Origin of the sequence: Rhodocytophaga aerolata, assembly GCF_030503435.1 — a bacterium.
Taxonomy (GTDB): domain Bacteria; phylum Bacteroidota; class Bacteroidia; order Cytophagales; family 172606-1; genus Rhodocytophaga; species Rhodocytophaga aerolata.
In genome coordinates this window covers 356,223-368,299 of the sequence record NZ_JAUKPO010000005.1, presented here as the reverse complement: position 1 = coordinate 368,299, position 12,077 = coordinate 356,223, and the positions used below count along the sequence as shown (strand labels likewise).

The 12,077-nt window shown below is 44.9% G+C and carries 10 protein-coding genes; 8 read left to right on the top strand and 2 right to left on the bottom strand.

Features of this window, described 5'->3' with window-relative positions:
* The first annotated feature begins 394 nt into the window (after positions 1–394).
* Positions 395–730 carry a PadR family transcriptional regulator gene (locus Q0590_RS12110; protein ID WP_302037804.1) on the top strand — a complete coding sequence of 112 codons (336 nt, stop codon included), beginning with the start codon at positions 395–397 and terminating at the stop codon, positions 728–730.
* Complete coding sequence (locus Q0590_RS12105) at positions 727–3,378, top strand: ABC transporter permease (protein ID WP_302037803.1); 2,652 nt, start codon at positions 727–729, stop codon at positions 3,376–3,378. The genes Q0590_RS12110 and Q0590_RS12105 overlap by 4 nt, the downstream gene beginning before the upstream one ends.
* A 263-nt stretch (positions 3,379–3,641) precedes the next feature.
* Here the strand turns inward: Q0590_RS12105 and Q0590_RS12100 are convergent, their stop codons facing one another.
* Positions 3,642–4,304: a MarR family winged helix-turn-helix transcriptional regulator gene (locus Q0590_RS12100; protein WP_302037802.1), complete on the bottom strand. Its 663-nt coding sequence runs from the start codon at positions 4,302–4,304 to the stop codon at positions 3,642–3,644.
* A 112-nt stretch (positions 4,305–4,416) separates the two neighbouring features.
* Between Q0590_RS12100 and Q0590_RS12095 the strand changes: the two genes are divergently transcribed.
* The 6 genes from Q0590_RS12095 to Q0590_RS12070 all read left to right on the top strand — a co-directional run bounded on the left by Q0590_RS12095 (position 4,417) and on the right by Q0590_RS12070 (position 10,756).
* Complete coding sequence (locus Q0590_RS12095; RefSeq protein ID WP_302037801.1) at positions 4,417–5,115, top strand: ABC transporter ATP-binding protein; 699 nt, start codon at positions 4,417–4,419, stop codon at positions 5,113–5,115.
* A gap of 75 nt (positions 5,116–5,190) precedes the next feature.
* On the top strand, positions 5,191–6,156 hold the full coding sequence (locus Q0590_RS12090) for an efflux RND transporter periplasmic adaptor subunit (RefSeq protein WP_302037800.1): 966 nt from the start codon (positions 5,191–5,193) through the stop codon (positions 6,154–6,156).
* 25 nt (positions 6,157–6,181) lie between these two features.
* A complete protein-coding gene (locus tag Q0590_RS12085; protein ID WP_302037799.1) occupies positions 6,182–7,300 on the top strand; it encodes an ABC transporter permease in 1,119 nt (372 codons plus the stop codon).
* A gap of 12 nt (positions 7,301–7,312) precedes the next feature.
* On the top strand, positions 7,313–8,647 hold the full coding sequence (locus Q0590_RS12080) for a TolC family protein (protein WP_302037798.1): 1,335 nt from the start codon (positions 7,313–7,315) through the stop codon (positions 8,645–8,647).
* Positions 8,648–8,689: 42 nt separating this feature from the next.
* Positions 8,690–9,169, top strand: a complete 480-nt coding sequence (locus tag Q0590_RS12075) for a tryptophan-rich sensory protein (protein ID WP_302037797.1) — start codon at positions 8,690–8,692, stop codon at positions 9,167–9,169.
* A gap of 504 nt (positions 9,170–9,673) precedes the next feature.
* Positions 9,674–10,756 (top strand): Gfo/Idh/MocA family protein, encoded by a 1,083-nt coding sequence (locus tag Q0590_RS12070; RefSeq protein WP_302037796.1) that lies wholly within the window; start codon positions 9,674–9,676, stop codon positions 10,754–10,756.
* Positions 10,757–10,950: 194 nt separating this feature from the next.
* Here Q0590_RS12070 and Q0590_RS12065 read toward each other — a convergent pair whose 3' ends face one another.
* Positions 10,951–11,697: a DUF72 domain-containing protein gene (locus Q0590_RS12065; protein WP_302037795.1), complete on the bottom strand. Its 747-nt coding sequence runs from the start codon at positions 11,695–11,697 to the stop codon at positions 10,951–10,953.
* Positions 11,698–12,077 lie beyond the last annotated feature (380 nt).

The window sequence follows — 12,077 nt, the reverse complement described above, 5'->3', positions numbered from 1 at the left end:
CCGGCTATATGCTATAATTGGCTGTTTTCTTTTTTGCTAGAAGAAGAAGCATACAAAAGGGTGTAGCAGTACTTAACGTGGTGGCTTTGACATGAGGAAAAGCAGGAAGGAGGGAGCTATCTTTCAGCAATTACTTTATAGATTTTTGTAGATAATTCCTTTGTTTATTTCCCATTTTTCGGTCAGTGTCCTTTCGTCTGATTCTCTAAAAAACTCATGCACTGTCAACATCAGCTTTTGCTAAGTAGGCCTTACCATCACTGCCGCTCACATCATTATAGCTTGGCAGTGTATTTCTGAATTTAGTAAAACAAGGTAGGAAAAATATTTTACATACAAATACTGAATTAATAGAATAATTTTACATACATTTAGATACTTAATCATTCAATCTATGAAGGGAACCAACCTGGGAGAGTTTGAAGAACTCGTATTACTGACTATCGCCGCTCTGGTGAATGATGCCTATAGTGTAGCTATCTGTGACGAACTGGAAAAACATACAGGCCGCGTGGCTAAACTAGGTGTAGTACATGCCGTGCTGAACCGGCTGGAAGAAAAAGGCCTGGTGAAAAGCCACTTAGGAGAAGCTACCAGCACCAGGGGTGGCAAACGCAAGCGATTTTACATAGTGACGCATGCCGGAAAAGCTTCTTTAATGAATGCTAAACAAGTACGGGAAGGATACTGGCGCATTATTCCTGGTTTTAATCTTGAAGGCTCCATATGAACACACCGCCTACACCAAAACCACCTCATTGGGCACAGCGATTTATAGCGTGGTATTGTAAGCCAGGCCTCGCCGAGGATTTGATCGGAGACCTCAACGAATACTTCGAGCGCAATGTACAATCCGTTGGGCCTCGTCGGGCGAAGTTGATTTATATGATAGATGCCTTCAAATTCTTCAGAAGTTATACGGTGCGAAAACCAACATTTGCCAACTTTTTAATTAACCCTATCATGATTGGAAGCTACGTTAAAACATCGGCACGCAACCTAATGCGTAATAAGCTGTTCTCCTTCATCAACATCGTTGGCCTGGCTATCAGTATGTCCGTCGGGTTACTGTTGATCGCCTTCGTGCTCGACCTGCGGTCCTACGACCGGTTCCACCAAAAGGGAGAAAGGATTTACCGCATTACTAGCGTTCTGACTTCCAACCGCGAACAAAGCAGCAAGTTTGCTTCTGCCTCCATAAAAACAGGAAAGCTGATCCGGGAGAAAGTAACCGGCGTTGAAGAAGTGGCCATTGTGCGCGACTTTTCGCAGGATGCCAGGGTTGGCGACAATCTGCTTCCCCTGAAGGGATACTGGGCGGAGCCGTCTCTGTTTAGAATTTTTACTTTTCCCATGCTCGAAGGTAATCCTGAGAATGCGCTGAGAGATCCTTACTCAATTGTTCTTACAGAGACAGCAGCGAAAAAGCTTTTTGGTAACGAAAGGGCGCTGGGCAAGGCAATCCAGTTGGATACACTCGCCTACCAGGTGACCGGTGTCATGAAGGACGTTCCTTTCTTTTCGCACATCAACTTTGAAGCCCTGGTATCGCTCTCAACGGCTCAGCAGCTCAACAAGCACGACAAGAATTTTGAAAAATGGACAAACATGGGCTCTAACTACGTGTACCTGCTGCTGCCTCCAGTTGCCAATAAAACTTCCATTCAGTCGCAGCTTGATGCCATTGCACAGGAGGAAAATCTAACCGGAGAAAACACGAAAATCCAACTCGAGCTTCTGCCTTTATATCAGATTGTAGTTGGAGAAAATCTCGGGGATATGCGTGGCTCAGTGCGGGTGCATATGCCTCCGGTTGTGCTCTGGATTCTAGGCGGGCTTGCACTGGTGGTGATATTGTCTGCCTGTTTCAACTATACGAACCTTTCGATAGCCCGTGCCATGCGCCGCTTCAAGGAAGTGGGTATTCGCAAAGCTATTGGTGCCGGCAAAGGCCACATCCGGCAACAGTTCCTGGCAGAGGCGGTTATGATTTCCCTGGCAGCTCTTGTTCTTTCCTGCTGCCTATTTCTGCTATTGCGGCCGCAGTTGATAAACCTGGCTCCAGAGATGCAGCGCACGGTAAAGCTGGAGCTCACGCCGGGTATGATTACCGCCTTTATTGTTTTTTCGGTTACGGTAGGTGTCCTTGCCGGCTTATTGCCTGCGCTATTCTTTTCGAAAGTAAGCGCAATTCAGGCGCTCGGGAATGTATCGGCGCTAAAAGTGTTCAAACACACAACACTCAGGCGTGCGTTGGTGGTGATGCAATACACGTTCACCCTGATATTTGTCACAACAACTGCCATCGGCTATGTGCAGTATAAAAATATTCTGGCTTTCGATCTGGGGTTCAACACAGAAAATATCCTCAATATTCATATGCAGGGCAATAAACCGGATGCATTTCTCAAAGAACTAAGCGAGATGCCGGAAGTTACCGGACTGTCCCGCTCGTTAATCATCACCAGCGTCGGGAATGCCTGGGGCGGCTATATGACCTACAAAGATTCGCGTGACTCTGCGCTGGTCTTAACCAACCACGTGGATGAAAACTATTTGCCTTTGCATGAATATAAGCTTATTGCCGGGAGAAATTTTATTGAACGGCCCATCACAGCCAAAGCCGCCAGGGAAGTAATTGTGAACGAGCAAGTATTAAAGCGGTTCAACATAGCTGCGGGCGACCCCGGGAAAGCAATCGGGGAGGAGGTTACCTTCAGTAATATCCAGGTAACTGGCCGCAAAATGAGAATTGTTGGCGTGATCAAAGACTTTCATTATGGCAAGGTCGACAACCTGATCGAGCCGGTAGCCTTCCTGTTCTGGACACCTGAAGACCGGGGGATTATCAATGCCAAAATACAAAGTACGGATATACTGGCGACCATGGCTAAGATCGAGTCGGTATGGAAGAAAATTGATCGTGTACATCCCTTTCAGGCTAAATTTTATACCCAGGAAATAGAAGATGCCTACAGCGAGTTGTCCTCCATGATCAAGATCATTGGCTTCCTTTCGTTCCTGGCCATTTCTATCGCATCGATGGGATTATTCGCCATGGTGGTATTCACCACCGAGACAAGACTAAAAGAGATCAGCATCCGGAAGGTGTTGGGTGCCACTACCGGCAACCTACTCTTGTTACTGAGCCGCGGGTTTCTATGGCTGCTGTTGATATCTGCCCTTATTGCTCTGCCTCTCACGTATCTGTTCTTCAAAGAAGTGGTGCTCACCCGTTTTCCCTACCATACACCCGTGCAATTCACCGAGTTGTTTGCTGGCTTACTGGCGGTATTGCTGATCTCATTTGGTATGATCGGCTGGCAGACGATGAAGGCAGCGAGAAGTAATCCGGCAAAGGTTCTCAAGAGTCAGTAGAGCTACCGGCCTGTATATTCAAGCCATTCATTCCAAAAAATTTGGGAGGCTGTGAACGGAGTAGTACAAAGAATAATCCATAAGGCACATTTAATGACCTTTCCGTTCAGGGCTTCTCCTGCCATAGGTTGACAAATCTCCATAGGTTCATACCACCCATATAGACAAGAGGGAAAAATGCACAGGGAGATATTACGTGTGTTCTTTTCCTCTTGTCCATATGGGTGAGTTTTTACAAAGAAGGAGTTATTCTACCTATGCATTCATCTGGATTTAAGCCTTTCTATAATTTCTTCTACCTTTAAATTTCTGAGTTCTGTAAAATAGCCAGAATGATACCGGTCGGCTTTCAACAGGATATGATAGGCTACTTCTTGTTCTTCTTCACTCAGCACCCCATCCCATAGCAAGTCACTCGCTTTTTTCATGGCAGGCAGAGAAGTGATGATCCAGTCTACACCTTTACCTGTAATCTGTACCCTTTTAGAACGGGCATCCGAAGGGTCAGTGAATTCTTCAATAAGCTCTTGTTTCAGCAGCCGGTTAATTACATTGGTGCCGGATGTGAATTCAGAGATATTCTGGTTGATTAAATCACTTTTGCGCATACCGCCATGAAAATGCAGGGTTGCCAGATACGCCCAGTCTTCAAAATTATCTACCGGCAGGTTCTGCATGATTTTGCGGGAATAAAAATGCATATACTTATTCATTCTGCCTAAGGTAGCCGACAAGCCATCCGAGGCACGCATGGGAGGTCTTTGCATTTGAGTTTTCTGGAAATCTTCCCGCATCTGCTCCATGTCTTGCTGAGTGAGGTAATGCCTGCAAAAATCTTCTATACTGCCATCCGGATGATTCTCCTCGAATGTTTCCCAGGCTTTTACCAATGTAATTACCGGGTGTGTATTTTTCTTGTTGCGCACAATTAAAAAATGATAGTACTTTTTAGTAACAAATATAAAAAATTATTTCTAAAAAGTTGCATATTATTACTATTTAGTAATATATTTGTAATATAAACTACCAAGTAGTAATATGAGTATTGTAGAGCTAAGTGAAGCCAATAAGATATACCGGACCGGCGATCAGATGGTTACTGCGCTCGATAAAACTTCTTTGGCACTTAATCTGGGGGAGCTTTTGTTGATTATTGGTCCTTCCGGTTCAGGTAAAACTACGTTACTCTCTCTCCTGGGATGCCTGATCAACCCAACGGAAGGGCGCTTACTGGTAGATGGGAGGGAAGTAAATACACTTTCGGCAAATGCTATGGCTGCGCTCCGGCTCAATACCATTGGGTTCGTGTTTCAACAATTTAATTTGCTTTCACCACTCACGGCTGAGCAGAATGTAGCTTTTCCTTTAAAAATGCAGAAGCTATCCAGCAATGAAATCAGCCGTAAAACCAGGGAAGCCCTGGAAAAAGTGAAGATGACGCATCGGCGGAAAAATTTGCCCAGAACGCTTTCCGGTGGTGAACAGCAACGCATTGCCATTGCCAGGGCACTGGTAACAAATCCGAAGATTGTGCTTTGTGATGAACCTACAGCTTCCCTGGACAAAGATTCGCTGGCGATCGTGATGGAAGAGTTGCGTTTGCTGGCAATAGATGGAAAGGCCGTAGCGGTAGTAACCCACGATCCCCGGCTGCAGAAGTACGCCGACCGAGCCGTAGAAGTCAATAATGGGAAGGTAATACCACTCAACAAGCAATCTATGGATTTTGGCCGGTGATCCCTACCTGAATGGATAAACCTAGCCCGTGCAGGCATACAACATAATAGGCAATACACATATATTTCTTTAGCTATGAACGCTATCTATACCATCTCTTACAGGATGCTACTCAGTAGCTGGCTGCTGGCTAGCATGTGGGCTTGTAACCATTCGGATGCATCCAATAAGCAGGCATACGCAACAGCAGACTCGCTCACGGTAGCCACTACCAGAAACCGCGTGCTGGGGGTAGGGCGTATAGAACCCCAGGAGGGCATTCTCAGCATAACTGCCGGTACCGAGGGAAAAATACTTCAGGTAGCCATGGAGGAGAACCAGCTGGTATACAAAGGACAGGTGCTGCTCAGCATAGACATAGCCCTGGAACAGGCACAACTGGCGCAGGCAACAAGCAAATTAGCTACACAACAGGCAACTATTCTATCTAGTAAAGCAACCCTGGAAGCCCTGCACGTAAGTTTGCAGCAGGCCCTGACAACTTACCTGCGCAACCAGAAATTGTTTGAAGCTAAAGCACAAACCAGGCAAGCCCTCGATGAAAGTAAAGCAGAAACGGACAGGTTAACAAAAGAGGCAGAAGCAGCAAAGGCTAGAGTAGAAGAAGCCAGTAGCCGGCTTAATGAATTACAGTCGGATATTACGTATTACCGTACTCTGATTGCCCGCAAACAAGTAACTGCCCCTGTATCCGGAAAAATTCTGAAAGTAGCCGTCCAGGCTGGAGACTATGTTACCGGTGCAACGCAGGTTGCCGAATTTGCTGCGGATGGTCCGCTGGTTGCGAAAACGGAAGTAGATGAATTGTATGCGGAGCGGGTACAAAAGGGGCAGAAAGCCTACCTGTTTTCCCAAACCACAGGCGATACCCTGGCTACTGGAACCATAAGTTTTACGGCCGACTACTTCAAACAGAAATCTCTTTTTAAAGACCAGTCCACAGAGCTGGAAGACAGGCGGGTACGGGAAGTACATATCCGGCTACATTCAGGTAAAATGCCCCTGATTGGCAGCCGGGTAGATTGTTTGATTGTATTCTAATCCTATTAATGAAAATGGTACCTCTATGTTAGAAGATGCATTCCGGTTCTTGTGGTATGACAAAGCCAAGATGTTTGGCATTCTGTTCGGGATTGTTTTATCTGTGTTTCTGATCGGGCAACAACTCGGCATTTGTTTCAGCTTGCTGGAAGGCATTGTTTCCCTTGCCAGCAATAATACACAGTACATCTGGGTGGTAAGTGAAAAAAGCCAGCAGGTAAACGATTTACCGGCACTGGATATGCGCATTGCCCGTGAGCTGATGAGTGTGAGCGGCGTGAAAAGAGTAAATCCAATTGTTGTATCGGGAGCTACTGCCAAGTTCAGCAATGGTACCAAAGCAGCTCTCACCCTTATCGGCACCACAGCCCCTACCTTTGCTGGCGGTCCCTGGAAACTGGCAACAGGCAATACGCTGGATCTCCTGCAGGAAGGCGCCCTGATCACCGATGAGTATGACGGACCTACGTTAAACAATATTACTATTGGTGATCATTTTGAGCTGAATGGCAGGCGGGTGGTGCTCGTTGGGCAGACAAGAGGTGCCAGAGGGCTTGGTGTAGCCTATGGATTCACGACCATTGAGCGGGCCAGAATGCTAAGCAGCATAGCTAGCAGCCAGGCATCGGCTTTTCTGGTAGAGTGGGAAAACTCGATGGAGGTAGGGCAGGTCGTACGCACCATTAATGCAGAAATTCCGGGTATTAAAGCCTGGGAAGGAGGGGCGTTTACGGAAGAAACCCTGAGCTACACGGCCAGAACCAGCGGCATAGTTGCTTCTTTTGGCTTACTGGTTGTTTTTGCCATTATCACCGGCTTTGCTATTGTTGGTTTAACCATGTATTCGGCAGTAAACGACCGTATCCGGGACTATGGCACGGTAAAAGCAATTGGCGGTAACAATGGCATGATCAGAAAATTAATTTTGCTGCAAGCCTGTATCTATTCAGCGGTGGGTTTTGTGGTGGCTTTTGTCCTGCTGGTATTGTTTGTACAGGCAACCAAAACGGCCCTGGATATTCAACTGACAGCCGGCCTGATTGCTTTCCTGATCGGTGTTACTTTGTTTATTTCTATTCTGGGCAGTTTGCTGGCTATGCGCAAAATTACCAGACTTGAACCAGTGCAGATATTCAGAATTTAACCTACAGACAGTATGGATAAGAGAAGGAACTTAATATGTTGCATCCTGCTTACCTTGCCCCTGCTTTCCTTTGGACAAGACACTGTGCCTGTTCTCCGGCTTAGCTTGCCGCAAGCCATCGAACTGGGTTTAACAAACAGGCCCGATTTACAAAACCAGCAGCTTAATATCTCTATTGCTGAGAACAGTATAGCCAGAAACCGGAGCCAGTATTTACCTGCTGTAGACGCATCTGCTGACTTGCGCTATAATACCAGGCTGGCTTCTACGGTACTGCCCGAAGGTTTTTTCGGAGCAGGCAGCAGCCCTCAGTTAATCCGTTTCGGTACTACCTATAACAGTGTGTTGTCAGTAAATGCCACGCAGAACCTGTTCAAGGCTGGTGTCTCACAAGAGATAAAGATCAGTAAAAAAAGGGTAGAAATAGAACAAGAAGTTTTGAAGCAGGTAGTCTCTGAAAGTAAAATAGAAATTTCAGAAGCCTATTATACCGTTTTACTCAGAACACAGCAAATGCAAATTGCCGAAAAGATGGTGGACCGCCTCCGGAAAAATATAGAAGTTACTACAGCAAAGCTTGGCCTAGGTACCATTGGCGAAAATGAGTTGAATAAAGTTAAACTTGACTATCAGAATGCAGACCTGAACCTGAAAAAAAGCAGGCAAAATTTACAGCTAAGTATGCAACATCTGAACAATACGCTGTATCTGGACCCTGGCCAGGCGCTTGAACTGACAGATAGTTTGTATAGTAGCGAAGTTTCAGCAGCATTGCCTGAAGAGTTGAGCCTGCTGGCCAACAACCGCTCGGAGATCAGGCAGCTTTCCCTGGAAGGAGAAGTTACCGCCCTACAATTCAAAAAGGCAGCCAGTAATGTTCTGCCTACCCTTTCAGCATATGCTACTTATGCTACACAGTACCAGAATAATAAGCTTGATGTGCTGGGCAAAAATGCATGGACACCATTTAATTATGTAGGTGTACAAGTGGCACTTCCCTTATTCGATGGAAATGCTACCAGGCTGGAAAAGCAGCAGTACCGTTTGCAGCGAAAGGTAAGTGAAAATGCAATGATACGGCAGAAAAGAGAAGTTACCAGCGAGCTGCAAACCGCTCGTACAGAACTAATGAATGCCCGCCTGAATCTGGACTATGCCCGGCAGAACTATAGCTTGGCAACATCCATTTATGAGGTAAACTTGAAAAAATACGAACTAGGCAGCCTGCTTTATAACGACTTGTTAGACATAGAAGCATCCCTGACAGAAGCAGAAAAAAACCTGATTTCAGAGACTTACGAACTGTTACTGGCCAACTTACGCTGGCAACGGGCACTCGGTGAGTAAAGCATGTTCATCTATACAACCCTCATTATACACTCAAGAAGAATGAACTGGACAGTTGTTGTAAGCATATGCATCTTTTACGGGATATTGGTAATTGTAAACATACCAGCCCCTTTTATAGGTCTGGAATTTGAAAGCGGAAATAAACCCAGGTTATGGTTTGAACCGCCAGGATTTGTAATCCCTGTGGTCTGGTTTATCCTTTTCACATTGATGGGTATTGCCAGATATAACCTGCTGCAAACATCCCAAGCTCAATACCAATGGTGGCTGTTTGCCCTTGCCCTTTTGTGTGCCAGTTATGCCTACTATACCTTAGGATTGGCAAAACTAACTGGTATTTCAGCGTTGTGGTTTGGGCTTGCCGGAAATATAGTGGTTATTGTTTTTGCAGCCATAGTAGTGTCTGTTCTCTATCCTATCTCAAAAACAGCCGCTTTATTAACCCTTCCGGTTATTGTATGGACGGCTTTTGCAAGCCTGATTATACTCGGAGAAATGAAAGTAGAAAAACTGCTCTGACATCTGTCCTATATGGCATCATAACAAAGAAAATAGATCAAAGGTGTAAGCTGGAAACAGGACTTGAATCCCATATAAAAAAACGAAGAAAGTAACATATTTTCATTCCTGGTGAGTTATATAACTAGGGCTTTTTTAGCAGTAGCATATATTCTTTAGCAGTCTTACTTTTTGTCTTAAAAAATGTTACCAGCACTTTTAAGAAGGGATGTTTGAAGGAGCCGTACTAATTCTTTTTTCCATCGTCAGTCTACCTTTACGTCTTAATAAACCCATTTACAGTAAGGCAATTTTGAACCATGTTTTACACGACGCTGTAAAGTGGTGAATACAAAGCTTTCAACCAAAAATCAGGAAGCAGTTTGAGTTTATGAGAGGGGTATTATGCCCATACCTAATACTGATACCATCTGGCGCTTAAAGAGAAGTAAGTTGTTTCAAAAACAATTTTTGCGCATAAAAGGCTATATTTGCTGCCATCTATTATTTCATTGTAAAAACACTATGGTAAATTCTCCTCAACCCTTACGGGTCTTGGTTGTAGGCTGCGGCAATATGGGCTCCTCCCATGCAGTGGCCTACAGCATACTTGACGGATTTGAGATCTGCGGGATCGTATCCACCGGAAACAGCAAAACCGTTCTCAATCAAAAATTAGGTGGTGGTTATCCCTTGTTTGATGATTTTACTGCTGCGCTAAACAGCACCAGGCCTGATGCTGTTTGTATCTCCACGTATCCTGATACACATGAAGCTTTTGCTGTTCAGGCGCTGGAGCAGGGGTGTCATGTCTTTATTGAAAAACCTGTAGCTGATACGGTAGAAGGGGCCCAACGTGTGATTGCAGCCGCCAAAAAAGCGAATAAGAAAGTAGTGGTGGGCTATATTCTGCGTCATCATCCTTCCTGGGCAAAGTTTGTGGAAGTTGCTCAGGAACTAGGCAAGCCCCTGGTGATGCGCATGAACCTTAATCAGCAGAGCCACGGACAGATGTGGAATGTGCACCGCAACCTGATGAAAAGCCTCAGCCCGATTGTAGATTGTGGCGTACATTACATTGATGTGATGTGTCAAATGACCCGCTCCAAACCTATTCAGGTCAATGCCATTGGGGCCCGTCTCACCGAAGATATTCCAATAGGCAATTATAATTACGGCCAGTTACAGATCCGCTTTGAAGATGGCTCGGTCGGCTGGTATGAAGCAGGGTGGGGTCCCATGATGAGTGAGACAGCCTTTTTTGTGAAGGACGTGATCGGACCCAAGGGTTGCGTATCTATTGTGGCTAAAGAAGCAGCAGGAACAGGCAAATCTGATAATGTAGACTCTCACACCAAAACTGAATCTCTGCGGATTCACTATGCTGACCTGAATACTCAAAATCAGTTTACCCGGTCTGATGCCTGGATAGATATGCAAGATGAGCCGGATCATCAGGAACTCTGCAACCGGGAGCAACGCTACTTCCTGGAAGCCATCCGGAAAGACCTGGATCTGACAGACCACTTAGAGGATGCCCTGAATAGCCTACGTATTGCTTTTGCCTGTGATGAATCGGTTCGGACTGGTATGCCAGTGATGTTGTAAGGCTGGTACCTTACTATACATTTTTTATTGAAATCAACAGGCTTCGTTATATTGCTAAGCCGGACACTCAAAAGGGCAGATTAAGGTATTAATCTGCCCTTTTCTTATTTCTGCCAAGGTTTGATACACTCAAGGTATATATCTATAGGCTGGGGCTGTATGAAAAAAATACCAGACTACTATCCATAAGCCATTCAGAGTCTTTCGATCAGCCTATATAATTTTTTGCAATCGGTAATGGCATGTCCAAGGATCGTGTTATTAAAAAATACCCATATTTGTTTTCCATCCAGCAGCCAATCCTTAATCATAAAGGCATATTTCTCTAATTTTTCATCTGAATAAGCAGAAGAATATAACTTTTCCTCGCCGTGCAAACGAAAGTAAACCGTTTCTGTGGTAGCAATTTCAAGTCCGGGAAACCGCTTGCCTGCACTGGAAATAACAAAACTGATCTGATACTGCCGCATCAATTCAGAGGCCTCTTCCACAAACCATGATCTATGCCGGACCTCTAAAGCAAAGGTTGTAGTAGGATATTTTTCGCGCAATACGATAAAAAAGTCTTCTGCCACCTGCTTGTCAAAGTGAAAGCTGGCGGCAAGTTGAATGAGAATAGGCCCTAGCCGGTTACCCATTAACTCATAGCTGGACATAAACTTGTCGAGCGGTTGGGCAATATCCACAAATTTACTTTTATGGGTAATCTGCTGATGTAATTTGGCGGCAAATCTGAAAGAGACAGGCGTTAGGCTTAGCCACTTTTCGATGGTTTTAGCCATGGTAAAGTGGTAAAAACTACTATTAATCTCCGTCGCATTAAAATGGGTGGCATAGTAGGCTAAATAGTCTGCGGATTTTAAGTCAAGTGGGTAAAATATGCCTTGCCATCGGTAACTCCACCCTGAGGTGCCCATGTATAAATTTGGAATTTCATTCATAAATAATTAGCTATATATCTCCCTTTCACAGGCATAAATTCAGTAGTGGTTCTTTTTTACTCAGCGAGTAACGATGGAGAAGAGACGCAGGAGATACTCACAAGGTTGCCTTATCTTATTTCGATAAATAAAGCCCTTAGTTTCCTGTTTGAGAATTTGCCAAAGGGTTCTTGCTTATCTAGTATGTATAGTGTGCCCCTGTCTTAAATACCCACACAATAGAAAATTAAGTTTGGTTACCGCAAGGAGGGAGTCAATTTAACTTACTCACCAATAAATACTTCCAGAATTCTAAAGGGGAGGCTGCATCTGTCACATTTTTTGGGCTTTTCGTCCTATGTGTTTTAGGTTCTGATAAAGCGTTGTTATTCTTGCTTATT

Excerpts from the sequence above, each read along its gene's own strand:
- Q0590_RS12090 (WP_302037800.1), top strand. The coding sequence starts at position 5,191 with ATGAACGCTATCTATACCATCTCTTACAGGATGCTACTCAGTAGCTGG.
- Q0590_RS12105 (WP_302037803.1), top strand. The coding sequence starts at position 727 with ATGAACACACCGCCTACACCAAAACCACCTCATTGGGCACAGCGATTT.
- Q0590_RS12095 (WP_302037801.1), top strand. The coding sequence starts at position 4,417 with ATGAGTATTGTAGAGCTAAGTGAAGCCAATAAGATATACCGGACCGGC.
- Q0590_RS12065 (WP_302037795.1), bottom strand. The coding sequence starts at position 11,697 with ATGAATGAAATTCCAAATTTATACATGGGCACCTCAGGGTGGAGTTAC.
- Q0590_RS12075 (WP_302037797.1), top strand. The coding sequence starts at position 8,690 with ATGAACTGGACAGTTGTTGTAAGCATATGCATCTTTTACGGGATATTG.
- Q0590_RS12070 (WP_302037796.1), top strand. The coding sequence starts at position 9,674 with ATGGTAAATTCTCCTCAACCCTTACGGGTCTTGGTTGTAGGCTGCGGC.
- Q0590_RS12085 (WP_302037799.1), top strand. The coding sequence starts at position 6,182 with ATGTTAGAAGATGCATTCCGGTTCTTGTGGTATGACAAAGCCAAGATG.
- Q0590_RS12110 (WP_302037804.1), top strand. The coding sequence starts at position 395 with ATGAAGGGAACCAACCTGGGAGAGTTTGAAGAACTCGTATTACTGACT.
- Q0590_RS12080 (WP_302037798.1), top strand. The coding sequence starts at position 7,313 with ATGGATAAGAGAAGGAACTTAATATGTTGCATCCTGCTTACCTTGCCC.